26 protein-coding genes are annotated in these 26,273 nt (G+C 33.3%); 23 read left to right on the top strand and 3 right to left on the bottom strand.

Annotated elements, in window-relative coordinates:
• Window positions 1-26: 26 nt before the first annotated feature.
• Window positions 27-1,733 (bottom strand): Rqc2 family fibronectin-binding protein, encoded by a 1,707-nt coding sequence (locus ssp1_RS07860; protein WP_075779028.1) that lies wholly within the window; start codon window positions 1,731-1,733, stop codon window positions 27-29.
• Window positions 1,734-1,925: 192 nt separating this feature from the next.
• Between ssp1_RS07860 and gmk the strand changes: the two genes are divergently transcribed.
• The 4 genes from gmk (at window position 1,926) to priA (ending at window position 6,585) form a co-directional block, all read left to right on the top strand.
• Window positions 1,926-2,549, top strand: coding sequence for a guanylate kinase (gene gmk / locus ssp1_RS07855; protein ID WP_002450599.1), 624 nt, complete (start codon window positions 1,926-1,928; stop codon window positions 2,547-2,549).
• On the top strand, window positions 2,549-2,761 hold the full coding sequence (gene rpoZ, locus ssp1_RS07850; RefSeq protein WP_002450598.1) for a DNA-directed RNA polymerase subunit omega: 213 nt from the start codon (window positions 2,549-2,551) through the stop codon (window positions 2,759-2,761). The genes gmk and rpoZ overlap by 1 nt, the downstream gene beginning before the upstream one ends.
• A gap of 216 nt (window positions 2,762-2,977) precedes the next feature.
• Complete coding sequence (gene coaBC / locus ssp1_RS07845; protein ID WP_075779029.1) at window positions 2,978-4,177, top strand: bifunctional phosphopantothenoylcysteine decarboxylase/phosphopantothenate--cysteine ligase CoaBC; 1,200 nt, start codon at window positions 2,978-2,980, stop codon at window positions 4,175-4,177.
• Complete coding sequence (priA, locus tag ssp1_RS07840) at window positions 4,177-6,585, top strand: primosomal protein N' (RefSeq protein WP_118828176.1); 2,409 nt, start codon at window positions 4,177-4,179, stop codon at window positions 6,583-6,585. Before coaBC ends, priA begins: the two co-directional genes overlap by 1 nt.
• Window positions 6,586-6,658: 73 nt before the next feature.
• Here the strand turns inward: priA and ssp1_RS07835 are convergent, their stop codons facing one another.
• A complete protein-coding gene (locus tag ssp1_RS07835; protein WP_002450595.1) occupies window positions 6,659-6,862 on the bottom strand; it encodes a TM2 domain-containing protein in 204 nt (67 codons plus the stop codon).
• A gap of 207 nt (window positions 6,863-7,069) precedes the next feature.
• On the opposite strand from ssp1_RS07835, the gene ssp1_RS07830 reads away from it, so the two are divergent.
• From ssp1_RS07830 to ssp1_RS07790, 9 genes are all read left to right on the top strand, one after another.
• Complete coding sequence (locus ssp1_RS07830; protein WP_107536099.1) at window positions 7,070-7,558, top strand: peptide deformylase; 489 nt, start codon at window positions 7,070-7,072, stop codon at window positions 7,556-7,558.
• A complete protein-coding gene (gene fmt / locus ssp1_RS07825; RefSeq protein WP_075779032.1) occupies window positions 7,551-8,483 on the top strand; it encodes a methionyl-tRNA formyltransferase in 933 nt (310 codons plus the stop codon). Before ssp1_RS07830 ends, fmt begins: the two co-directional genes overlap by 8 nt.
• Complete coding sequence (gene rsmB, locus ssp1_RS07820) at window positions 8,480-9,787, top strand: 16S rRNA (cytosine(967)-C(5))-methyltransferase RsmB (protein WP_075779033.1); 1,308 nt, start codon at window positions 8,480-8,482, stop codon at window positions 9,785-9,787. The genes fmt and rsmB overlap by 4 nt, the downstream gene beginning before the upstream one ends.
• A gap of 1 nt (window position 9,788) precedes the next feature.
• The gene (rlmN, locus tag ssp1_RS07815) at window positions 9,789-10,883 is read left to right on the top strand and encodes a dual-specificity RNA methyltransferase RlmN (RefSeq protein WP_002450591.1); all 1,095 of its coding nucleotides are present in this window, start codon (window positions 9,789-9,791) and stop codon (window positions 10,881-10,883) included.
• 5 nt (window positions 10,884-10,888) lie between these two features.
• Window positions 10,889-11,632, top strand: a complete 744-nt coding sequence (locus tag ssp1_RS07810) for a Stp1/IreP family PP2C-type Ser/Thr phosphatase (protein WP_002450590.1) — start codon at window positions 10,889-10,891, stop codon at window positions 11,630-11,632.
• Complete coding sequence (pknB, locus tag ssp1_RS07805; RefSeq protein WP_075779034.1) at window positions 11,629-13,665, top strand: Stk1 family PASTA domain-containing Ser/Thr kinase; 2,037 nt, start codon at window positions 11,629-11,631, stop codon at window positions 13,663-13,665. The genes ssp1_RS07810 and pknB overlap by 4 nt, the downstream gene beginning before the upstream one ends.
• Window positions 13,666-13,802: 137 nt before the next feature.
• The gene (gene rsgA / locus ssp1_RS07800; protein ID WP_049424982.1) at window positions 13,803-14,678 is read left to right on the top strand and encodes a ribosome small subunit-dependent GTPase A; all 876 of its coding nucleotides are present in this window, start codon (window positions 13,803-13,805) and stop codon (window positions 14,676-14,678) included.
• A complete protein-coding gene (gene rpe / locus ssp1_RS07795) occupies window positions 14,679-15,323 on the top strand; it encodes a ribulose-phosphate 3-epimerase (protein ID WP_107536100.1) in 645 nt (214 codons plus the stop codon).
• Between the two features lie 6 nt (window positions 15,324-15,329).
• The gene (locus ssp1_RS07790; RefSeq protein WP_118828175.1) at window positions 15,330-15,968 is read left to right on the top strand and encodes a thiamine diphosphokinase; all 639 of its coding nucleotides are present in this window, start codon (window positions 15,330-15,332) and stop codon (window positions 15,966-15,968) included.
• An 84-nt stretch (window positions 15,969-16,052) separates the two neighbouring features.
• On the opposite strand, the gene rpmB is transcribed toward ssp1_RS07790, so the two are convergent.
• Window positions 16,053-16,241, bottom strand: coding sequence for a 50S ribosomal protein L28 (gene rpmB / locus ssp1_RS07785; RefSeq protein ID WP_002435210.1), 189 nt, complete (start codon window positions 16,239-16,241; stop codon window positions 16,053-16,055).
• A gap of 307 nt (window positions 16,242-16,548) precedes the next feature.
• Between rpmB and ssp1_RS07780 the strand changes: the two genes are divergently transcribed.
• The 10 genes from ssp1_RS07780 to rnc all read left to right on the top strand — a co-directional run bounded on the left by ssp1_RS07780 (window position 16,549) and on the right by rnc (window position 26,133).
• On the top strand, window positions 16,549-16,923 hold the full coding sequence (locus ssp1_RS07780) for an Asp23/Gls24 family envelope stress response protein (RefSeq protein ID WP_002466916.1): 375 nt from the start codon (window positions 16,549-16,551) through the stop codon (window positions 16,921-16,923).
• A 14-nt stretch (window positions 16,924-16,937) separates the two neighbouring features.
• A complete protein-coding gene (gene fakA, locus ssp1_RS07775) occupies window positions 16,938-18,587 on the top strand; it encodes a fatty acid kinase catalytic subunit FakA (protein WP_118828174.1) in 1,650 nt (549 codons plus the stop codon).
• Between the two features lie 257 nt (window positions 18,588-18,844).
• On the top strand, window positions 18,845-20,893 hold the full coding sequence (gene recG, locus ssp1_RS07770) for an ATP-dependent DNA helicase RecG (RefSeq protein ID WP_107535787.1): 2,049 nt from the start codon (window positions 18,845-18,847) through the stop codon (window positions 20,891-20,893).
• A 148-nt stretch (window positions 20,894-21,041) separates the two neighbouring features.
• A complete protein-coding gene (gene fapR, locus ssp1_RS07765; RefSeq protein ID WP_002450582.1) occupies window positions 21,042-21,611 on the top strand; it encodes a transcription factor FapR in 570 nt (189 codons plus the stop codon).
• Window positions 21,604-22,590, top strand: coding sequence for a phosphate acyltransferase PlsX (gene plsX / locus ssp1_RS07760; protein ID WP_107532453.1), 987 nt, complete (start codon window positions 21,604-21,606; stop codon window positions 22,588-22,590). The genes fapR and plsX overlap by 8 nt, the downstream gene beginning before the upstream one ends.
• Complete coding sequence (gene fabD, locus ssp1_RS07755; RefSeq protein ID WP_075779041.1) at window positions 22,583-23,503, top strand: ACP S-malonyltransferase; 921 nt, start codon at window positions 22,583-22,585, stop codon at window positions 23,501-23,503. Before plsX ends, fabD begins: the two co-directional genes overlap by 8 nt.
• The gene (gene fabG, locus ssp1_RS07750; protein WP_002450579.1) at window positions 23,503-24,237 is read left to right on the top strand and encodes a 3-oxoacyl-[acyl-carrier-protein] reductase; all 735 of its coding nucleotides are present in this window, start codon (window positions 23,503-23,505) and stop codon (window positions 24,235-24,237) included. Before fabD ends, fabG begins: the two co-directional genes overlap by 1 nt.
• A 21-nt stretch (window positions 24,238-24,258) precedes the next feature.
• On the top strand, window positions 24,259-24,708 hold the full coding sequence (locus ssp1_RS07745) for a hypothetical protein (protein WP_162886116.1): 450 nt from the start codon (window positions 24,259-24,261) through the stop codon (window positions 24,706-24,708).
• 349 nt (window positions 24,709-25,057) lie between these two features.
• Window positions 25,058-25,291 carry an acyl carrier protein gene (locus tag ssp1_RS07740; RefSeq protein WP_001830184.1) on the top strand — a complete coding sequence of 78 codons (234 nt, stop codon included), beginning with the start codon at window positions 25,058-25,060 and terminating at the stop codon, window positions 25,289-25,291.
• A 110-nt stretch (window positions 25,292-25,401) separates the two neighbouring features.
• Entirely contained in the window at window positions 25,402-26,133 is a 732-nt protein-coding gene (gene rnc / locus ssp1_RS07735; RefSeq protein ID WP_002450578.1) for a ribonuclease III, read from the top strand.
• Window positions 26,134-26,273 lie beyond the last annotated feature (140 nt).

The raw sequence follows: 26,273 nt of genomic DNA, 5'->3' as shown, positions 1-26,273 counted from the left end.
ATGCATAATCAGTGCTTTTACTTTATTTAATTTAAACTGTCAGATTTCATTTTTTGTATATGGTCGTAATCAGGCGTAGCATATAATGTTTTTTGATTATCATAAGTAACAAATCCAGGTTTAGCGCCAGAAGGTTTATGCACATGGCGAATTTCTGTATAATCAACAGGAATTTGTCCAGAGTTACCAGCTTTAGAGAAATATCCGGCTAACATCGCCGCTTCTTTAATCGTTTCCTCTGACGGTGAGTCGTTAAGTATGACTACGTGTGAACCAGGTATATCTTTGGTATGGAACCATATATGATTTTTTTGTGCTTTTTTATTTGTAAGGTAATCATTCTGTTTGTTGTTTTTACCAACTAAAATAGTGTCGCCATCTGATGATATATACGATTGTAATTGGATTTTAGCATTTTTCTTCTTCTTAACATTTTTACGTTGCTTCATAAATCCTTGGTCTGCTAATTCATCACGAATATCATCAATTTCATTGACAGTAATATGTTCAAGTTGTTGTTCTATACTTGTAAAGTAATCAATATTTTCTTTAGTCAATTGTAATTGATGCTGGAGCTCATGTTCACGAGTCTTCATGCGATTATACTGTCTGTAATAATATTGAGCGTTCACTGATGGAGATTTAGTTGGATTTAAAGGAATAGTGATTTCCTCATTATTGTAATAATTAAGTACAGTTACAGATTCATCACCTTGTTTTATACGATAAATATTAGCGGTTATTAATTCGCCATAGAGTTGATAGTTATCTTTATCTTTAGTACCTTCGTATTCTTGTAACAATTTACTTAATTTATTTTGATATTTATGAAGTTGTTGTTGAACGAACCGAACTAAATCGTTAGCACGTTGTTTGACACGTTCACGTTCACCTCTCGCATCATAATAACGATCAAGTAATTCATTGAGTGATTCATAGGTAACCTTATCATCATAAAATTGGTTTAATGTCATGAAGTAGAAATCCTCTTTACCTGATTGATGATTTTTATGAAATACAGGTGTAGGAGCTTCAAGCGTTTCAGCCATCACTTCATCATATGCTTCTGGTAAGGTGTCAGGTGTCATGAACTGACGTCGACTTACAATTTCATTTGTAATTAGAGGACTAAAACCTTCAAATGTATTAAGTAACTGTTTAGCAATTTTACCTGCATTAAAATCGATATATTTTAAAACATCTTCACCTGATACATCATAAGGGTTAAGTTTATGTTGTGTAGGTGGAGCTTCATATTTAAATCCAGGCATAACTGTACGGTATTGATTTGTATTCGGTGTAAGATGTTTAAAACCTTCGAGAATTTTTCGTTCGTCATCTACTAAGATCAAGTTACTGTGTTTGCCCATAATCTCTAAAATAACTGTACGGTGTATCGTATCACCGATTTCATCTTTACTTTGTACATCGATTTCAACTCTTCGGTCATTACCAATTTGACGAATGGATTTAATAATGCCACCTTCTAAATGCTTACGAAAGACACGTGCAAACATTGGGGGATCAAATGGATTATCATATTTTTTATTCGTTAATTGTAATCTAGAGAAGCTTGGATGTATGGATAAAAGTAATTGATGATTTTGACGATTTTGGCGAACAACGATGATGATTGTGTCATTTTCTGGTTGATTGATTTTATGGATTCGTCCAGTAACTAAATCTTGTAAAGAAGTCACCATCTTTTTTGTAAATAGGCCATCATATGCCATAATTATCTGCCACCTTCATTTTATTCATTCTCATTATTGTAACATGCATTGTGCTAATGGTCATACATCGTGTTCAAAACATTGAATATTTGAAAAATGAGGATAACTGCTCAAAGTATCTCTATACAATTTCAAGTGCAATATGATATCATATTTAAATAATAGAAGAATAGCTTAGAGAGGTCGTAAGGCATGGATAATGAAAAAGGATTGTTAATTGTTCTTTCAGGTCCTTCTGGTGTTGGTAAGGGAACTGTTAGAAAAAAAATATTTGAAGATCCAAACACTTCGTATAAGTACTCTATATCAATGACAACTCGTAGCATGCGCGAGGGCGAAGTTGATGGTGTAGATTACTTTTTCAAGACGAAAGAAGAGTTTGAAGCATTAATAAAAGATGATCAATTTATTGAATATGCCGAGTATGTAGGTAATTACTATGGGACGCCTGTTCAATATGTTAGAGATACTATGGACCAAGGACATGATGTATTTTTAGAAATTGAAGTCGAAGGTGCAAAACAAGTAAGAAAGAAATTCCCTGAAGCATTATTTATTTTCCTTGCTCCACCAAGTCTTGATGATTTAAGGGATCGTTTAGTTGGTAGAGGCACTGAATCAGATGAGAAAATTCAAAGCCGTGTTGCCGAAGCACGTAAAGAAGTAGAAATGATGAACTTATACGATTATGTAGTGGTAAACGACGAAGTAGAATTAGCTAAACATAAAATTCAGTCTATTGTCGAAGCTGAGCACCTTAAACGTGAGCGTATAGAAGCTAAATATAGAAAAATGATACTGGAGGCTAAAAAATAATGTTAAATCCACCATTAAACCAATTAACAGGTAAGATTACATCTAAATATCTTATCGCAACGACTGCCGCAAAAAGAGCTCGTGAATTAGACGAAAGACCAGAAACAGCTTTAGAAACTGAATATCATTCAGCTAAGCCTGTTGGTAAAGCATTAGAAGAAATTGCAGATGGCAAAGTATCACCAGTTATCCCGCAAGAATTTTTAGGATAATCATATACTAATTTTATGACACACCTTTTTGAAGATATTTCATTACAATCTTGTGATGGATATATCATGTAGATGAGGTGTGTTTTTTTTATATTAGCGACAATTTGTGTATAATTAATATAAATTTGAACATAGATGCGAATATAAATTGTGTGAATATCCTCATTTAAAGAAATGAATTCAGTGAAATGAGAATGTTTTAAGGAGAAGTAGATAATGAAACATATTTTATTAGCAGTAACAGGCGGTATTGCAGCATATAAAGCAATTGATTTAACAAGTAAACTTACTCAAGCTGGTTACGAAGTGCGTGTCATGCTTTCAAATCATGCACAAGAATTTGTAACACCATTGGCTTTTCAGTCTATAAGTAAAAATCCAGTATATACAAATACTTTTAAAGAAGAAAACCCGCAAGAAATTCAACATGTGGCATTGGGGGATTGGGCAGATGTCATTATTGTTGCACCAGCAACTGCCAATACAATTGCGAAGTTAAGTGTGGGTATTGCAGACGATATGATTACGTCAACGTTATTAGCAACAGAAACACAAACGTTTATTGCACCTGCAATGAATGTACATATGTATGAAAATAAGCGCACGCAACATAATATAGAAACGCTCAAAGCTGATGGTTATCAATTTATAGAGCCAGGAGACGGCTACTTAGCGTGTGGATATGTCGCTAAAGGACGAATGGAAGAACCTTTACAAATAGTTTCAGTCATCAATCAATATTTCCATCAACAAGAGATTCAAGTGGAAAGTTCATTTAATGATAAACATGCATTAGTTACTGCAGGGCCAACGATTGAAGTTATTGATCCAGTTAGATTTGTATCTAATCGATCTTCAGGGAAAATGGGATTTGCTATTGCTAATGCGTTAAAAAAACGTGGTGCACATGTTACGTTGGTCACTGGTCCGACACAATTGGCAGATCCAGAAGGTATTGAAGTTATTCATGTTGAAAGCGCAGAAGAGATGTTTCAGGAAACCGCTAAACGATATGATATGCAAGATATTGTTGTGAAAGCGGCTGCCGTCTCAGATTATACGCCATCAGAAGTTCTAGACCATAAAATGAAAAAACAAGATGGTGATGTAACTGTTAATTTCAAACGAACACAAGACATACTAAAATATCTTGGTGAGCATAAAACACATCAATATTTAGTAGGGTTTGCAGCAGAAACACAAAATATTGAAAAGTATGCACAAGATAAATTAAAACGTAAAAATGCAGATGTGATTATTTCAAATAATGTAGGCGACCACTCAATTGGATTTAGTTCAGATGAAAATGAATTAACAATGCATTTTAAAAATCAAGATATGATCAATATTAAGAAAGGCAAAAAAGTTGAAATTGCCAACGATATTTTAGACGAATTAGAAACTAGGTGGCAATAATGATAGCTAAGGTTATTGTGGACATACCTTCGAAAAGCGTCGACTTTAAGTTTGATTATATCATTCCCGAACGACTGCAATCATTTGTTCAAATAGGTGTGCGAGTGATTGTACCTTTTGGACCAAGAACAATACAAGGCTATGTGATGAGTATTCAAAGTCAACCTGATGAAGGTATTGATATCAGTAAGCTAAAGGAAATTAAAGAAATACAAGATATTAAACCAGAGCTAACACCTGAGTTAATTGAACTCAGTGAATGGCTTAGTCATTATCATTTAACAAAACGTATATCTGTTTTAGAAGTGATGTTACCGAATGCAATAAAAGCTAAATATCAAAAGGCATTTGAGGTTCTTAAAGGTGATGATATACCTGAATTACTTTTAAAGCGATTTAATAAAGAAGGTTATTATTTCTATAAAGATGCTCAAAAAAATGATGATTTAGAAGCGTTGAATGATTTACTAAAGCAAGACATCATAAAAGAAACAACAATTTTATCGCAAAATATTAAGAAGAAAACGCAACGTGCCGTTAAAGTGACAGAAATAGGAAATCCGGATGAGATACTTAATCATTTGGAAAAAGCGCTTAAACAATATGATTTATATGCGTACTTATTAGATGAACGTCATAGAGATGTCTTTTTAAAAGAAATTGAAGAAATGGGATTCTCTAAATCAAGTTTAGATACCCTTATTAAGAAGGGATACTTGGAAAAATATGATGCTGAAATAGAAAGAGATCCATTTGCGAATCGAATTTTTGAGAAAGAAGATAAGCGTCAATTAACACATGACCAACAAAGCGCTTTTGATGCAATCAAAGAGAAAATAGATGCCAACGAAGAAAGAACCTTTTTATTACATGGTGTGACAGGTTCTGGTAAAACGGAGGTCTATTTACAAGCAATTGAATCCGCTCTAAATCAAGGTAAACAAGCTATGATGCTTGTACCTGAAATTGCTTTAACACCTCAAATGGTATTAAGAGTCAAACGTCGTTTTGGTGATGATGTTGCTGTATTACATTCAGGTTTATCAAATGGAGAACGTTACGATGAATGGCAAAAAATTCGTGATGGACGTGCACAAGTTAGTGTCGGTGCACGCTCTAGTATATTCGCACCATTTAAAAACTTAGGATTAATCATCATCGATGAAGAGCACGAGTCTACATATAAGCAAGAAGATTATCCTAGATATCATGCTAGAGATATTGCTCAATGGAGAAGTCGTTATCACCATTGTCCAGTCATATTAGGCAGTGCGACACCAAGTTTAGAATCGTATGCACGTGCTGAAAAAAATGTCTATCAATTACTTGCATTACCACATAGAGTGAATAATCAAGCATTACCAGAAATTGATATCGTGGACATGCGCGAAGAGCTCGCTGAAGGCAACCGTTCAATGTTCTCATCAACGTTAAGAGATGCGATTCAACATTGTTTAAATAACAATGAACAAATTGTATTATTCTTAAATCGAAGAGGCTACGCTTCATTTATGTTATGTCGTGATTGTGGTCATGTACCACAATGTCCGAACTGTGATATTTCTTTAACCTACCATAAGACGACAGATCTACTGAAATGTCACTATTGTGGATATCAAGAAACACCACCTAATCGATGTCCTAATTGTGAGAGTGAACATATTAGACAAGTTGGTACGGGAACACAAAGAGTTGAAGAGTTATTACAACAAGAATTTGAACAGGCCAAAATTATTCGAATGGATGTTGATACGACTTCACGTAAAGGTGCGCATGAAAAGTTACTCAATGATTTTGAAAATGGTAAAGGTGATATACTTTTAGGCACACAGATGATTGCCAAAGGGCTAGACTATCCAAACATCACTCTTGTTGGGGTGCTCAATGCAGATACCATGCTCAATTTACCTGATTTCAGAGCGAGTGAACGAACATATCAATTATTAACACAAGTGGCAGGTCGTGCAGGTCGACATGAAAAAGAAGGTAAAGTAATTATTCAAACGTATAATCCAGAACATTATGCCATTGAAGATGTTAAGAAAAATGATTATTTAACGTTTTATCAACAAGAGATGACTTATCGCAAACTAGGAAAATATCCGCCGTATTACTTTTTAATTAACTTCACGATTTCACATAAAGAAATGAAAAAAGTAATGGAAGCTTCTAAGCATATTCATAAAATCTTATTACAACACCTAACAGATCAAGCGCTTGTTTTAGGGCCATCACCCGCAGCACTATCTAGAATTAATAACGAATATCGTTTCCAAATTTTAGTTAAATACAAACGGGAGCCTGAACTTCATAAAGCACTTCAATATTTAGACGATTACTATCATGATCAATATGTTAAGGACAAATTAGCATTAAAAATCGACATTAATCCGCAAATGATGATGTAAATAGAAAAGCCATTGTGTGACATAAAGATGACACACAATGGCTTTATTTGTTAGGTTGTAGTGCAATGCTAAATTACATTGTCACATTACCATTTTCATCTGCAGGCTTGAATAATGTTAGAATAGCACTAATAATTGCTAATACATGAGGAATCGCTGTCCAACAGAATAAGATGTGTAAGATGCCTTGCATCGTTTTACCAGCATAGAATTTATGAATTCCAAAGCTTCCTAAAAACACTGCTAATAAAATGTAAATGACTTTATTGACTTCCATAATGGTTACACCTCACTTTATAAAAAATAAATTAATGATTTTGAAAGACTTTTCTATTTTCAAAACATACTACTCATTTATATTTTATAAAATATAATATTAAAGTCAAAGACATTGACCTCATCCTATAGTCTGATTAGGAGAGGTCGCAATTTTGTGCTAATTAAGTTATAATGGTTTGATGAATTTTAATGAGGAGCGTTAAATGTGTCAGTAAAAAAATTAGTAAAATCAGAACATCCAATTTTTAATCAACCTGCAAATCCAGTTAAACATTTTGATGATCAATTAAAGCAAACGTTAATAGATGCAGAAGATAGTCTATATGCTTTGGAAGGGTCTGCACTCAGTGCTAATCAAATTGGCATTAACCAACAAGTAGCGATTGTAGATATGGAAATGGAAGGATTGCTACAACTGATTAACCCGAAAATAAAAAAACAATCTGAAGAAACCATTACTGATTTAGAAGGGTCAGTCAGTTTGCCAAATGTGTTTGGTGAAGTTGAACGTAGCAAAATGATTGTTGTAGAAAGTAATGATATCAATGGGAATACTGTTGAACTTACAGCATATGATGATGTAGCTAGAATGATTTTACATACGATAGATCAACTCAATGGCATATTTTTCACAGAAAAGGCTAAACGTATACTAAGTGAAGAAGAAATGGAGGCGTATTTCGAATATGAGTAAAATAATTTTTATGGGGACACCTGATTTTTCGACAAAAGTATTAGAAATGCTAATCGCAGAACAAGAAGTAGTTGCAGTAGTAACGCAACCAGATAGACCAGTAGGTAGAAAACGTGTCATGACACCACCACCAGTTAAAAAAGTAGCATTAGAGCATGATATACCAGTATATCAACCTGAAAAAATAAAAGATTCTGATGAATTACAAACTTTATTAGACATGGATGCTGATTTAATTGTTACAGCTGCATTTGGGCAAATCTTACCTGAATCTTTATTAGATTCACCTAAATTAGGTGCTATTAATGTACATGCATCTTTATTACCTAAATATCGTGGCGGTGCACCGATTCACCAAGCGATTATTGATGGTGAAAGAGAAACAGGAATCACGATCATGTATATGGTGAAAAAATTAGATGCAGGAAATATTATTTCACAACGTGCAATTGCAATTGAACAAGATGATAATGTTGGTTCTATGCATGATAAGCTAAGTTTTTTAGGTGCTGATTTACTTAAAGAAACTTTACCGTCTATCTTAAATGGTACAAACGATAGTATTGTTCAAGATGAAGCTCAAGCTTCATTTGCTTCTAATATTAGTCGTGAAGATGAAAAAATTAATTGGAACCAAGATGCACAGGTAATTCATAATCATATTCGTGGCTTATCTCCTTGGCCAGTAGCTTATACCATCATGGATGATAAAAATTTAAAAATATATAGTGCGCACATCGTTTCTGGTAAACAAGGAGAACCTGGAACGATTGTAGAAACGACTAAAAAAGCAATTGTTGTTGCAACAGCTTCAGATGAATGTATTGCACTAACTGATATACAATTAGCCGGTAAAAAACGTATGCAAGTAGCAAATTATTTAAGTGGTGTTCAAGAATCACTAGTTGGGAAGAAATTAGTATGACAAATTCGATAAGAGGTCTCGCATTTGAGACAATACAGGCAATATTAGATGAAGGTGCATATAGCAATCTAGAAATCAATGAAGTACTCTCTACTTATGAGATTAGTGATTTAGATAAAGGTCTTTTCACTGAACTTGTATATGGGACTGTTAAACGCAAATACACGTTAGATTTTTATTTGAAGCCTTTCTTAAAAACTAAGATAAAAGGTTGGGTACGTGAGTTGTTATGGATGAGTATCTATCAATATGTATATTTAGATAAGGTACCGAATCATGCCATTATTAATGAAGCGGTTGAGATTGCAAAAGAAGAAGGCGGCTATTATACCGGCAATGTGGTTAATGGTATTCTACGTACAATCATGAGAAGTGAATTGCCTGATGTTAAAGATATACAAGATGATAAAAAACGTATCGCCATTCAATATAGTTTACCAAAATGGCTTGTTGATCATTGGGTAACACATTACGGTTTAGAACAAACAGAAGCAATTGCACAGTCATTTTTAGAGCCAGTAGCAACCACTGTTAGAGCAAATATTACGAGAGGTTCTATTGATAACATTATTAGTGCATTAGAGAAAGAGAATTATACTGTTGAACGAGATGATGTGTTACCATTTTGTCTCCATATTTCAGGCAAACCGATTGTTAATTCAAGAGCATTTAAGGATGGTTTAGTTTCAATTCAAGATAAAAGTTCTATGTTTGTTGCACATATTATGGGCTTAAACAGAGATGATTCAGTCCTTGATGCATGTAGTGCACCAGGAGGAAAAGCGTGTCACATCGCCGAAATTTTATCTCCGGAGGGACATGTGGATGCAACTGATATCCATGACCATAAAATTAAATTAATAGATTTCAATATAAGAAAGCTTAGATTGAAAAATATTAAAGCTTATCAACATGATGCAACCAAACCTTATAATAATCAATATGACAAGATTCTAGTAGATGCACCTTGTAGTGGCTTTGGTGTATTAAGACATAAACCTGAAATAAAATACACGCAGTCGAAAAATTCTATACAATCATTAGTTGAATTGCAATTACAAATAGTGGAGAATGTTAAGCATAACGTGAAGCCAGGTGGCTCAATTATTTATTCAACATGTACGATTGAACAAATGGAAAACGAAAATGTTGTCTATACATTTTTAAAACAAAATAAAGATTTCGAATTCGAACCATTCCAACACCCAATGACAGGGGAAATGGTGAAGACATTACAAGTATTCCCTCAAGACTACCACTCAGATGGATTCTTTATCGCTAGAATTAAAAGAAAGGAAAGTTAAAATGATTACTGATAAAAAGAAAAAGAAAAATAAATTCCTTCCTGATTTTGAGAAGCAGTCTATTTATTCATTAAGATATGATGAAATGCAAAATTGGCTTATCGAACATGGCCAACAAAAGTTCAGAGCAAAACAAATATTTGAATGGTTATACCAAAAACGTGTTGATAGTATTGATGAAATGACGAATTTATCTAAAGATTTAAGACAACTTTTAAAAGATAACTTTGCTATGACAACATTAACTACTGTAGTTAAACAAGAAAGTAGAGACGGTACAATTAAATTCTTATTTGAATTGCAAGATGGATATACAATTGAGACAGTATTAATGCGTCATGAATATGGGAATTCTGTATGTGTAACAACGCAAGTAGGTTGTCGTATCGGTTGTACATTCTGTGCCTCAACATTAGGAGGATTAAAACGTAATTTAGAAGCAGGTGAAATTGTTTCACAAGTGCTTACTGTACAAAAGGCGTTAGATGAAACTGAAGAGCGTGTCTCTCAAATCGTTATTATGGGAATCGGAGAGCCATTTGAAAATTATGACGAAATGATGGATTTCTTGCGAATTGTCAATGATGATAATAGTTTAAATATAGGTGCACGTCATATTACTGTATCAACATCAGGTATTATTCCTAGAATCTATGATTTCGCAGAGGAAGATATTCAAATTAACTTTGCCGTTAGTTTACATGGCGCAAAAGATGAAGTGCGTTCAAGATTAATGCCGATTAACAGAGCATATAATGTTGAAAAGTTAATGGAAGCCATTGAATATTATCAAGAGAAGACGAATCGACGAATTACATTTGAATATGGCTTATTCGGCGGTGTGAATGATCAATTGGAACATGCAAGAGATTTAGCGCATCTCATTAAAGGGTTAAATTGTCACGTGAATTTAATACCTGTGAACCATGTTCCAGAAAGAAATTATGTTAAAACACCTAAAGATGACATTTTTAAATTTGAAAAAGAGTTAAAACGATTAGGCATCAATGCTACAATAAGACGTGAACAAGGGTCAGATATTGATGCAGCATGTGGTCAATTAAGAGCGAAGGAACGACAAGTAGAAACGAGGTAAGAGCAATGCTAAATGCACAATTTTTCACTGATACTGGACAACATAGAGATAAGAATGAAGATGCAGGTGGTATTTTTTATAACCAAACCAACCAACAAATGTTAGTTTTGTGTGATGGTATGGGTGGTCATAGAGCTGGTGAAATTGCAAGTCAGTTTGTTACTTATGAGCTACAAAAACGTTTTGAATCAGAAAACTTAATAGAAGAACATCAAGCTGAAGAATGGTTGCGTACAAATATTAAAGATATTAATTTTGATTTGTACAATTATGCTCAAGAAAATCCAAATTATTATGGTATGGGAACGACTTGTGTTTGTGCATTAGTATTTGATAAAACTGTTGTCGTTGCCAATGTGGGTGATTCTCGTGCATATGTTATAAACAGTAGGCAAATCGATCAAATTACTAGTGATCACTCCTTTGTCAATCATTTAGTGATGACAGGTCAAATCACAGAAGAAGAAGCATACCGTCACCCACAAAGAAATATTATTACAAAAGTTATGGGCACTGATAAACGCGTGTCACCAGACTTATTTATTAAGCGCTTAAATTTTTATGACTTCTTACTATTATGCTCTGATGGATTAACAGATTATGTTAGAAATGAGGAAATTCAAGAGGAATTAAAACAAGACGCCTCTTTAGAAGATCATGGTGAGCGTATCATGCGTATAGCATTCGCTCATGATTCAAAAGATAATATCAGTTTTATCTTATCTGCTATCGAAGGTGATAGAGTATGATCGATAAACTGATTGACGAACGCTACAAAGTCATCGATAAACTTGGTGGAGGTGGCATGAGCATTGTGTATCTTGCTGAAGATCTTATTCTTAAACGCAAGGTAGCTATCAAAGCGATTTCCATACCTCCAAGAGAAAAGGAAGAAACACTACGTCGATTTGAAAGAGAAGTGCATAATTCATCACAATTAGCACATAAAAATATTGTGAGCATGTATGATGTAGCTGAAGAGGACGACTGTTATTTTTTAGTGATGGAATATATAGAAGGTCCAACATTGTCTGAATATATTCAAAATCATGGACCTTTAAGTATAGAGACAGCAATTCAATTTGCCCAACAAATTCTTGAAGGTATCAAACATGCACATGATAATAGAATTGTACATAGGGATATTAAACCGCAAAATATACTCATAGATAAAAATAAAACACTTAAAATCTTTGATTTTGGAATTGCTAAAGCGATTAGTGAAACATCATTGACACAAACTAACCATGTGCTCGGGACGGTACAATACTTATCACCTGAACAAGCTAAAGGTGAATCGACTAATGAAGGTACTGACATTTATTCAATAGGTATTGTACTCTATGAAATGCTTGTTGGTGAACCGCCATTTAATGGTGAAACAGCAGTAAGTATCGCCATTAAGCATATTCAGGACACGATTCCCAATATCACTACTGAAAAACGTGAAGAGGTACCACAAGCTTTGAGTAACGTTGTACTTAAAGCAACGGAAAAAGATAGAGCAGATAGATATCGTACCATTCAACAAATGCGTGATGATTTAAGTAGTGCGCTACACGAAAATCGTTCAAATGAAGAAAAATATGAGTTAGATCAAACGAAAACAAAGACAATGTCGTTTTCGAAGGATGAAATTTCTAAAAAAATAGATGATACACCAAAAGAAAAAAGCATTGAAGAGACGATGCAAATTCCAATTATGGATCAAAAAGTCAACCATCAACAATTTCAAAGTATGGAAAGTCCAATTTATGAGCCACCTCGTAAAAAAAGTTCTAAGAAAAAGAAATTTTTATTTGCGTTTATTTTCGCATTATTGTTGATTGGTTTGATTGCCTTTATCAGCATGGCTGTATTCGGTAGTATATATGAGGAAATGCCAAATGTATCAGGAAAAACTGAAAAACAAGCTGAGAAAATATTAAAAAATCACCAATTAAAACTTGGAGATATTTCGAGAGATTATAGTAATAAATATCCTGAAAACCAAGTTATTAAGTCACGTCCAGGTAAAGGGGAACGTGTAGAACGTGGTGACAAAATTGATATTGTTTTATCAAAAGGACCTGAAACAGTCAAAATGCCAAGTGTCGTTGGATTATCAAAAAATGAAGCCTTGAATAAACTTGAAAAAGTAGGGCTTAAAGATGTTGCTGTTGAACAAACCTATAATGCGAATACGCCAAAAGGTTATATTGCTAACCAAAATGTTGCTGCTAACAAACAAGTGAAATTAAATGATCATAATATAAAGATTTATGAATCACTTGGTGTCAGACAAGTTTATGTTAGTAATTATGAAAACAAATCATATTCTACAGCTAAAAAAGAACTTGAATCAAAAGGGTTTAAAGTAAAGGTTTCTGAAACGTATAGTGATAGTATGAAAAAGAACAATGTTATTTCACAATCACCTAAGAGTAAATCTATTGATGAAGGCTCTACTATCTCATTAGTCGTTTCAAAGGGGAAAGAATCAGATTCTGATGACGATAAATCTAAGGAAGATGATTCAGAGGATTCATCAGCAAAAGGCATAAAAAATTACAATGAATCTGTTGAAGTACCTTATTCTGGTAAAAAAGGAAAAAGCCAAAAAGTAGAAGTTTATATTCGAGATAAAGATAATGATGGTTCTGAGGCTATACAATCCTTTGAAATCAAAGATAATAAATCTATCAATATTCCAATGAAAATCGAAAAAGGCAAAACAGCTGGTTATACTATCAGAGTAGATAATAAAGTTGTTGCAGATAAAGATGTAGGATATGATGATTAAATCTATACAATATAGTACAACAGGTCAGACGGTGAGTTGAAAATAATACTCACCGTCTTTTTATATATAGAAAGATATATAAATAGTTATGATTTTGATATACTAATAACAGTAAAATAAAATTGAGAGGTGTCCTTTTGAAGACTGGTCGAATTGTAAAATTGATAAGTGGTGTTTATCAAGTTGATGTGAATGGCACAAGGTATAATACCAAGCCTCGTGGCTTATTTAGAAAAAAGAAATTTTCACCAATCGTTGGCGATATTGTTGACTTTGATGTTCAAAATGAAACGGAAGGTTACATCCAACATGTTCATGAAAGAGAGAATGCTTTAAAACGACCACCTGTCAGTAATATAGATACATTAGTTATAGTCATGAGTGCAGTTGAACCACAGTTTTCTACTCAATTGTTAGATAGATTCTTAGTCATAGCACATTCTTACGGCTTAGATACTAGAATATTAGTTACTAAAAAAGATATGGCTGACGATAATCAAATTGAAAAAATCAATAGTTATTTAGCTATATATGAAGAAATAGGTTATTCAACTCAATTTGTTGGTATTAATGACGATCAACATGCTTTGGTACAAGAATGGGGAGAGGGTTTGATTGTATTAAGTGGTCAATCTGGTGTTGGTAAATCAACCTTTTTAAATCGTTTTAAACCAGAACTAAATCTTGATACAAACGATATTTCAAAATCTTTGAATCGTGGTAAACATACAACAAGACATGTTGAACTTCACGAAACAGTTAATGGGTTTATTGCAGATACACCTGGATTTAGCGCATTAGATTTTGATCATATTGATAAAGATGAACTTAAAGATTACTTCATCGAAATCGCACAATATGGCACACAATGTAAGTTCCGTAATTGTAATCATTTAAAGGAACCGAAATGTAAAGTCAAAGAAGAATTAGATGTTGGGAATATTGCTCAATTTAGATATGAACATTATTTACAGTTATTCAATGAAATTTCAGAAAGAAAGGTACGATATTAAATGACAAAAGTATTACCTTCATTATTATCAGTAGATTTTTTAAATTTAAAGGATGAATTAGTTAAATTGGAAGAAGCAGGTGTAGATGGCTTACATTTCGATGTAATGGATGGACAATTTGTGCCAAATATTTCAATTGGCATACCTATTTTAGACGCTGTGCGACAACAATCAAAGTTACCAATTGATGTTCATTTGATGATTGAAAATCCAGAACAGTATATTGAACTTTTTGCAGATCATGGTGCAGACTTAATTTCTGTGCATTTAGAAGCGACTGCACATATCCATAGAGCTATCGAACAAATTAAGAATAAAGGGAAAAAAGCAGGCGTAGTGATTAATCCGGGAACAACCGTGAGCCAAATTTTACCTATTATCAATGCAGTGGACTATGTTTTAATTATGACAGTAAATCCTGGATTTGGTGGCCAATCATTTATTGAGGATTGTGTGGATAAAGTGTTGGAATTAAATACTTTAAAAAATGAAAAGCAACTCACTTTTGATATTGAAGTTGATGGTGGAATTAATGCAGAAACAGCCGAAATTTGCGTTAAAAATGGCGCTACGATGTTAGTGACAGGTTCATACTTCTTCAAACAAGATGATTATCAAGCTGTTACACAAAAGTTAAAGGGCTGATTGAATATGAAAATCAATTTATTATGTTCAGATAGATATATCCCTAAAGATCTATTTCAACATCATGCTCAAGAAACATGGGCTGGTATTGATAGGGGAGCATTGATTTTAATTCAGAATCAAATTGACCCTGTTTTCTCAGTGGGGGATTTTGATTCTGTTAATAATCAAGAACGTCAACTTTTAGCAACACAATTGAATATTCATCCTGTTAAAGCTGAAAAAGATGATATAGATTTAGGTTTAGGCGTTGCTCAAGCTGTTGAAGAGGGGTATCAAGATATTCATATATATGGTGCTACTGGTGGTCGATTAGATCATTTTATGGGTGTCATTCAAATTTTGTTGAAATCAGAATATATTAATAAAGGTATCAAATTTAAAATAATAGATGAGCAAAATGAAATCATACTATTGACTTCTGGTATGCACAATATATCACCACATGCGCAATATCAATATGTTTCCTTTATACCCGTGAGTGGAGAACCTGTATTAACGTTGGCAGGATTTAAATATAATTTGGAAAAGGAAAAGTTAGTAAGGGGATCGACATTAACGATTTCTAATGAGGTTGAAAAACCTAATGCCAAAATAGAAATTCATAATGGTCTTGTGTTACAAATTAGAAGTAAAGACTTGTAGAAAAAAAGAACTTAAAGGATATCCTTTAAGTTCTTTTAAAATATGTCCTCCACATAAGGACTATTTATATGTGCATTATATTTATTAAACTCTAGTAACTTTACCAGATTTTAAAGCACGTGCAGAAACCCAAACTTTTTTAGGTTTTCCGTCAACAAGAATTCTAACTTTTTGAAGGTTAGCGTTCCATCTGCGTTTGTTCGCATTTAAAGCGTGTGAACGATTATTACCAGTCGAAGCTTTACGACCTGTTACGTAACATTGTTTACCCATGAAAGTACCTCCTTTAATAAATATAAATACACGTCACAACTTATATACTTTATTAAGATACCACAATTGTTTAAGATTAGCAATAAATAGTTATATAAATCATGAATTATATACAGAAACGTTTGATAAATTATGATATAATTGTAAGCTGTGGAGTAATATAGTATGATACTTTAAAGAAATAGGAAATTTAAACATTAAAAATTCGAATGAATTAGTAATAATAATTAATGCAGACTAGCAAAGAGATTGCTTATCTATATAAGACAAGAAACACATAACTTTTATTTTCAGGAGGAATATTAATATGACATTAGAAATTTCAAATGATTACGGTAAAATTGATATTTCGAATGAAGTCATTGCCTCAGTTGTAGGTGGAAAAGCTGTTGAATGTTACGGCATTGTTGGTATGGCATCTAGACAGCAAGTAAGAGATGGCATCGCAGAAATTTTAGGCCATGAAAATTATGCAAGAGGCATCAAAGTTCGTGAAGAGGACGGAAATGTTGATATAGACATGTATATTATAGTAAGTTATGGTGTGAAAATTTCAGAAGTGGCGAACAATGTTCAGTCAACTGTTAAATATACATTAGAGTCTACGCTTAATGTAAAAGTGAATTCAGTTAATATCTTTGTACAAGGTGTTAGATTAAACCAAACGGGCAAAAAGATTTAGGAGGACAACGTGAAATGATTAGCAAAATCAATGGTAAATTATTTGCCGATATGATTATACAAGGGGCACAAAATTTATCTAATAATGCAGATTTAGTGGATTCGCTTAATGTATATCCAGTTCCAGATGGAGATACAGGGACAAATATGAATCTAACAATCACTTCTGGTCGTGAGGAAGTTGAAAATAATTTATCTCAAAATATTGGAGAACTTGGTAAAACATTCTCTAAAGGTTTATTAATGGGTGCAAGAGGGAACTCTGGCGTTATTTTATCTCAATTATTTAGAGGATTCTGTAAAAATATCGAGACAGAATCTGAAATTGATGCACAACAGTTAGCTGAAAGTCTTCAAGCAGGTGTCGAAACAGCTTATAAGGCTGTAATGAAACCAGTTGAAGGGACGATCTTAACTGTTGCTAAAGATGCAGCTCAAGCAGCTATTGATAAAGCTGAGTCATCTAAAGATTGTGTTGAAATCATGGAAGCAACGATTGAAGCTGCTGAAAAGTCATTAGACAATACACCTAATTTACTAACTGTATTAAAAGAAGTTGGCGTTGTAGATAGTGGTGGTAAAGGATTATTATCTGTATATGAAGGATTCTTAAAAGGTTTAAATGGCGAAACGATTGAAGCAAGTAAACCTAAATTAGATACAGATACGTTAGTTAATGACGAGCATGATTTCCATGGCGTGATTAATACAGAAGATATTGTTTATGGATATTGTACTGAAATGATGGTTCGTTTTGGTAAAGATAAGAAAGAATTTAAAGAAGATGAATTCCGTCAAGATATGAGCGAATTTGGCGATTCATTATTAGTAATCAATGATGATGAAATTGTTAAAGTGCATGTTCATACAGAATATCCTGGACAAGTATTTAATTACGGACAACAATATGGAGAATTAATTAAACTTAAAGTTGAAAATATGAGAGAGCAACACCGTGAAGTAATTAAAAAAGAAGCGAATAATCATAAAAATGACACACCACAAACTGTCGAAACAGCTATTATTACTATTTCTATGGGTGATGGTATCTCAGATTTATTTAAATCAATGGGAGCTACACATATTATCAGTGGTGGACAAACAATGAATCCATCTACTGAAGATATAGTTAAAGTCATTGAGCAATCAGAATGTAAGCGTGCGATTATTTTACCAAATAATAAAAATATTTTAATGGCCAGTGAACAAGCAGCAGAAATTGTTGATGCAGAGGCAGTAGTGATTCCTACAAAATCTGTTCCTCAAGGTATTGCAGCTTTATTCCAATATGACGAAGGTTCTTCATTAGAAGATAATAAGAGTCATATGGTTACTGCATTAGATGTCGTTAAATCTGGTTCGGTTACATTTGCAGTGAGAGACACTAAAATTGATGGTGTTGAAATTAAAAAAGATGAATTTATGGGTCTTGTTGAAGATAAAATCATAACAAGCGATGCTGATCAATATACTGCTACTAAACAATTGTTAGAAGCCATGCTTTCTGAAGATAGTGAAATTTTAACAATTATTGTTGGTGAAGATGCAAATCAACAAACAACAGATCAACTTGTTGAATGGATAGAATCTACGTATCCAGATGTTGAAATTGAAAAACATAATGGTCAACAACCTATTTATCAGTATTTATTTGCTGTTGAATAAACATATTTAATGAATAAAACGAGATTGAAAGTATATTCAGAATAATACTCTGACTACTTTTATCTCGTTTTATTTTTGTTAATCATCATATAACAATAGCATTAAGATACTATAGTATATAGTCCGTAAAAATATTATGTAAACTAAAATACATCAATGCGTTTTAATCCACCATTGAAGGAACTAAATGGTAGAATGAATGTATTATTTAAGTGACAATATAGATTAAAGATTAATACATAACAAGGTGATCGAATATGGCGAAAGTCAATTTAATAGAAAGTCCCTATCCATTAAATCAAATTAAGGGTATAGGACCGAAGCGTTTAGCTGTATTACAAGAATTAAATATTAACACTGTCGAAGATCTCATACTATATTTACCTACGCGTTATGAGGATAATACTGTTATAGATTTAAACGAGGCAGAAGACCAAAGTACTGTAACTGTTCAAGGTGAAGTTTACTCCTCTCCAACAGTAGCATTTTTTGGGAGAAATAAATCTAAGCTAACTGTACATATTATGGTGAATCAAATTGCAGTCAAATGCGTCTTTTTTAATCAACCTTATTTAAAAAAGAAAATTGAATTACATGGTACTGTAACGGTTAAAGGGAAATGGAATCGCTCAAAACAAGAAATAAATGGTAATAGAATGTTCTTTAATCAGCAGGAAAATCTTAATGATACACAATTAGAGCCCGTTTATCGTATTAAAGAAGGTATTAAACAAAAGCAATTGCGTGATCATATACGTCAGTCATTAAATGATGTAGTCATACATGAGTGGTTATCAGATGAGCTCAGAAATAAGTATAAATTAGAAACTTTAGAATTTACACTTAATCATTTACATCATCCCCAAGGTAAACAAGACTTACTTAGAGCAAGACGTACTTATGCATTTACAGAATTATTTATGTTTGAATTACGCATGCAATGGTTGAATCGATTAGAAAAAGCGTCAGACGATGCCATAGAAATTGATTATGATATTCAAAAAGTAAAATCATTTATTGATAGTTTACCGTTCGAATTAACAGATGCCCAAAAGACGAGTGTTAATGAAATATTTAGAGATTTAAAAGCACCTATTCGTATGCATAGATTATTACAAGGAGATGTTGGATCAGGTAAAACGGTCGTAGCTGCTATATGTATGTATGCCTTAAAAACAGCTGGATACCAATCAGCACTTATGGTACCTACAGAAATACTTGCTGAACAACATGCCGAAAGTTTAATTCAATTATTCGGTGACACAATGAATGTCGCTTTATTAACAGGATCAGTCAAAGGGAAAAAACGTCGTATTTTGTTAGAACAACTTGAAAATGGAACGATAGATTGCTTAATTGGTACACATGCTTTAATTCAAGATGATGTTGCCTTTGACAATGTTGGTTTAGTCATTACGGATGAACAACATCGTTTTGGAGTGAATCAACGTCAAAAATTAAGAGAAAAAGGTGCGATGACCAATGTCTTGTTTATGACAGCCACACCGATTCCTAGAACATTAGCAATATCAGTGTTTGGAGAAATGGACGTTTCATCTATTAAACAGTTACCTAAAGGTAGAAAACCGATTATGACGAGTTGGGCAAAGCATGAGCAATATGAACAAGTATTAACTCAAATGACAAGTGAATTAAAAAAAGGAAGACAAGCCTATGTCATTTGTCCACTTATTGAAAGCTCTGAACATTTAGAAGATGTACAGAATGTGGTAGAACTATTTGAATCATTACAACAATACTATGGTGAAAACAAAGTAGGTTTATTACACGGTAAACTAAGCAATGAAGAAAAAGATGAAGTCATGCACCGTTTTAGTGAACATGAAATTGATATATTAGTTTCAACGACAGTGGTTGAAGTAGGTGTTAATGTACCTAATGCGACTTTTATGATGATATATGATGCTGACCGCTTCGGTTTATCAACTTTACATCAATTACGTGGAAGAGTAGGTAGAAGTGAACATCAAAGTTATTGTGTGCTCATTGCTTCGCCTAAAACTGAAACTGGAATCGAAAGAATGACGATTATGACACAAACAACAGATGGGTTTGAATTGAGTGAACGAGATCTAGAAATGCGTGGTCCAGGTGATTTCTTCGGTGTGAAGCAAAGTGGTTTGCCTGATTTCTTAGTTGCCAATATTGTAGAAGATTATCGTATGTTAGAAGTAGCAAGAGACGAAGCAGGTGAATTAATTCAATCTGGTGAATTTTTCAATGAAAATTATGATCATCTTAGACATTTTATCGAAGATAATTTACTTGATATGAGCTTTGATTGATAAAATGCTATCATTTAAAACGAGGAATTTAATAACCAATAAATAAATTTATGTATGTATTATAGTTAATTGTTGAGGGATTGAAATAGAAAGTGTTATGATATGTGAGGAATGTTTAAGACTTGGTACTAAAATGAGGGGTGAGAATGTGAAATTAAAGAAAAATGAACGTAGACAGGCGATTCAGCAAGCCATTGAAAACAACCCCTTTATCACAGACAATGAACTATGTGAAATGTTCCAAGTGAGTATTCAAACCATTCGACTTGATCGAACACATTTGAATATTCCAGAATTAAGAAAACGAGTAAAATTAGTAGCTGAACACAATTACGATCAAATTAAATCAATTGAGGCTAATGAAATTATAGGTGATTTAGTTCAATTGAAACCTAATGATACAGCTACATCGATGATTGAAATTACAAGCGATTCCGTTTTCTCTAAATCACAAATTGCACGTGGTCATGTTTTATTTGCACAGGCCAACTCTTTGTGTGTTGCACTTATACATAATCCAACGGTATTAACGCAAGAAAGTGATGTTAAATTTCTGGATAAAGTAAAATTAAATGATACAGTGAAAGCAGTAGCCAACGTAATCAATCAAACTAACAAACATTATTTAATAGAAGTAAACTCTTATGTGAAAGATAAATTAGTTTTTATTGGTAAATTTAAAATGTTCTATATAAGTGAGGATGAATTAAATGGTTAAAATTGCAGTAGATATGATGGGCGGAGATGACGCACCTGGAATCGTACTTGAAGCTGTTAAAAAAGCAGTCGACGATTTTAAAGATTTAGAAATCATCTTATTCGGTGATCAAGAGCAATATACATTAAATCATGGACGTATCGATTTTAGACACTGCTCTGAAAAAATCGAAATGGAAGATGAACCAGTACGTGCCATTAAACGTAAAAAAGATAGTTCAATGGTTAAAATGGCTGAAGCGGTTAAGTCTGGCGAAGCGGATGGATGTGTTTCAGCTGGTAATACAGGGGCATTAATGTCAGCAGGTTTATTCATTGTTGGTCGTATCAAAGGTGTATCAAGACCAGCATTAGTTGTTACTTTACCTACGATAGACGGTAAAGGATTTGTATTCCTAGACGTAGGTGCGAATGCAGATGCTAAACCAGAACATTTATTACAATATGCTCAGTTGGGTAATATCTATGCACAAAAAATTAGAGGCATCAAACAACCATCAGTTTCATTATTGAATATTGGTACAGAAGCAGCTAAAGGTAATACGTTAACTAAGAAAACTTATGAGTTAATGGAAGCACAAAATGACTTCAAATTTACTGGTAATGTTGAGGCGAAAACATTAATGGATGGTAACGTAGACGTCGTCGTTACAGATGGTTTTACAGGAAATATGGTACTTAAGAACTTAGAGGGCACTGCTAAATCAATTGGCAAAATGTTAAAAGAAACATTATTAAGTAGCTTTAAAAATAAAATAGCAGCCTTAGTACTTAAAAAAGACTTAAATCAATTCTCTCAAAAAATGGATTACTCAGAGTATGGTGGTTCAGTATTATTAGGTTTAGATGGTACAGTCGTTAAAGCGCATGGAAGTTCAAATGCTAAAGCGTTTTATTCAGCTATCCGTCAGGCTAAAATTGCGGGAGAACAACAAATTGTACAAACAATGAGAGAAACGGTAGGTGGAACAAATGGGTAAAACAGCGATCATTTTCCCAGGTCAAGGTGCACAAAAAGTGGGAATGGCACAAGATTTATATAATGTAGATGAAAAAGCTACTGCAGTATTAAACACAGCACAAGAATCAGTAGATTTTGATTTATTAGAAACAATGTTTACAGATGAAGAAGGTAAATTAGGTGAAACTGAAAATACACAACCAGCTTTATTAACGCACAGTGTTGCATTATTAGAAGCGTTAAATCATATCGATGCAGATTATACTATGGGTCATAGTTTAGGCGAGTATTCAAGTTTAGTGGCAAGCGGTGTTTTATCATTTGAAGATGCCGTGAAGATTGTTCGTAAACGTGGTGAACTTATGGCTCAAGCATTCCCTAATGGTGTAGGTAGTATGGCTGCTGTTTTAGATTTAGATTTTGACGAAGTAGATAAAATTTGTAAAGAACTATCAACAGAAGATCAATTAATTGAACCGGCAAATATTAATTCACCTGGTCAAATCGTAGTTTCAGGTCATAAAACATTAATTGATGAATTAGTTGAAAAAGGTAAATCATTAGGAGCGAAACGTGTATTACCATTAGCTGTGTCAGGTCCTTTCCATTCTTCAATGATGAATGTTATAGAAGAAGATTTTGCGGCATATATTAATCAATTTGAATGGCATGATGCAAAGTTCCCGGTCGTTCAAAATTATAATGCTGAAGGTGAAACTGATGCAGAGGTTATCAAATACCATATGGTAAAACAACTATACTCTCCAGTTCAATTTATCAAATCAACTGAATGGTTAATTGAACAAGGTGTCGATCACTTTATTGAAATTGGTCCAGGAAAAGTATTATCTGGTTTAATTAAAAAAATTAACAGAGACGTAAAATTAACATCAATTCAAACACTAGAAGATGTGAAAGGATGGAATGAATAATGGCTAAAAATGCTTTAGTAACAGGTGCTTCACGAGGTATTGGTCGTAGTATAGCAATTCAATTAGCTGAGGAAGGTTATAATGTTGCAGTCAATTATGCAGGTAACCAAGATAAAGCTGAGGCAGTTGTATCAGAAATTAAAGAAAAAGGTGTCGAAAGCTTTGCGATTCAAGCGAATGTTGCTAACGGTGACGAAGTAAAAGCAATGATTAAAGAAGTTGTAAGTCAATTTGGTTCTATTGATGTATTAGTTAACAATGCTGGCATAACACGTGATAATTTATTAATGCGTATGAAAGAGCAAGAATGGGATGATGTGATTGATACTAACTTAAAAGGTGTATTCAATTGTATCCAAAAGGTTACGCCACAAATGTTAAGACAACGTAGTGGCTCTATCATTAATTTATCAAGCGTAGTAGGCGCTGTTGGTAATCCAGGTCAAGCAAACTACGTAGCTACTAAAGCTGGTGTAGTAGGGTTAACTAAATCTGCTGCACGTGAGTTAGCTTCACGTGGAATTACTGTAAATGCTGTTGCACCTGGTTTTATTGTTTCCGATATGACTGATGCTTTAAGTGATGACTTGAAAGAACAAATGTTAGGTCAAATTCCTTTAGCACGTTTTGGTGAAGATACTGATATTGCGAATACAGTTGCATTCTTAGCTTCTGAAAAAGCAAAATACATTACTGGTCAAACGATTCATGTAAATGGCGGTATGTACATGTAATGAACTACATACAGTTCTATAATGATACAAACTCCTAAAAAATGGAAATTGAAAAAAAGAAATTCAACAAGCAATGCAAGTTGGGGATGGGGCCCCAACAAAGAGAAATTCAAAAAAAGAAATTCAACAAGCAATGCAAGTTGGGGTTGGGGCCCCAACAAAAAGAATTTCAAAAAAAGAAATTCAACAAGCAATGCAAGTTGGGGTTGGGGCCCCAACAAAGAGAATTTCAAAAAAAGAAATTCAACAAGCAATGCAAGTTGGGGTTGGGGCCCCAACAAAAAGAATTTCAAAAAAAAGAAATTCAACAAGCAATGCAAGTTGGGGTTGGGGCCCCAACAAAAAGAATTTCAAAAAAAAGAAATTCAACAAGCAATGCAAGTTGGGGTTGGGGCCCCAACAAAGAGAATTTCAAAAAAAGAAATTCAACAAGCAATGCAAGTTGGGGTTAATAAAGAACGGATTACCTGAGCTAAAGCTCATTACGTAGTAGTTGACTGGTTATCCACTTTATGACTAACCTAGTCACCTTTACGGGGGTAATTCTAAAAAATCAAATAGATTTAAGAATTACTCCCTAAGAAACACTATTCATTTTAATGAAAGAGAAGATGAACACACAAGCTAAAGCTTATGTAACGCAGTAGTTGACTGTCCACTCATGTCAAAAGCCATGATTGAACTAGTCAACCTTGCGGGTGCAAGACAACGAAATCTATAGAATTTCTGTCTTGCAACCAAATTCTACTTGTTTTTTATATTCTAAAATGGGAAAATATAATAGTCTATGGATAGACGCTTTTAAAGGAGGTGAATCGACGTGGAAAACTTCGATAAAGTAAAGGATATCATCGTTGACCGTTTAGGTGTTGATGCTGATAAAGTAACTGAAGATGCATCTTTCAAAGATGATTTAGGCGCTGACTCACTTGATATCGCTGAATTAGTAATGGAATTAGAAGATGAATTTGGTACTGAAATTCCAGATGAAGAAGCTGAAAAAATCAACACTGTTGGTGATGCTGTTAAGTATATCAATAGTCTTGAAAAATAATAAACCTATATCTGAGTCGTCATTGCGTCGGCTCAGATTTTTTCTTTTGTTTTGGTGTGATTTCACGTAAAATTAGAGTTAACATATCATTAATTGAGGAGGTATATTTAATGACCAATCATAAAAAGACAGAAATGATTAATCACTTTCGAGAGCAATTTGCACAGAAAATGCATGAACTAGGCTTTGAATATAATAATATAGAATTATATCAACAGGCATTTTCACATTCTAGTTTTATTAATGATTTTAATATGGATCGTTTAGACCATAATGAAAGATTAGAATTTTTAGGTGATGCGGTATTAGAATTGACGGTTTCACGTTATCTATTTGATAAACACCCAGATTTACCAGAGGGTAATTTAACAAAGATGAGAGCAACTATCGTATGTGAACCTTCACTTGTAATATTTGCAAATAAAATAAAATTAAATGAACTGATTTTATTAGGAAAAGGCGAAGAGAAGACAGGTGGTAGAACACGTCCTTCACTTATTTCTGATGCATTTGAAGCATTCGTTGGTGCTTTATATTTAGATCAAGGATTAGATACAGTATGGGACTTTGCTGACAAAATTATATTCCCATACGTAGAAGATGATGAATTAGATGGTGTAGTCGATTTTAAAACACAATTCCAAGAATTTGTACACAGACAAAATAAAGGTGATGTCACTTATCGCTTAATTAAAGAAGAAGGTCCAGCACACCATCGTTTATTTACATCAGAAGTTATTTTAGAAAAGCAAGCTATCGCAGAAGGTCAAGGTAAAACTAAAAAAGAGTCTGAACAAAAGGCAGCTGAACGTGCTTACAAACAGATGAAGACTAAAAAGTAATTAAAAAATCTAATAAATCATCTTAATTGAAATCATTACGATCAATTAAGGTTAAACTTTAAAGGAAGATGTAACGTTAATAACTTTGCATCATATATTAAGTTGATTGTAAAGATATGGATCAACTAGGATTTGGATAA

Origin of the sequence: Staphylococcus sp. M0911 (assembly GCF_003491325.1) — a bacterium.
GTDB lineage: Bacteria > Bacillota > Bacilli > Staphylococcales > Staphylococcaceae > Staphylococcus > Staphylococcus warneri_A.
The sequence above is the reverse complement of the archived record's forward strand: the minus strand, read 5'-3'. Positions and strand labels throughout refer to the sequence as shown.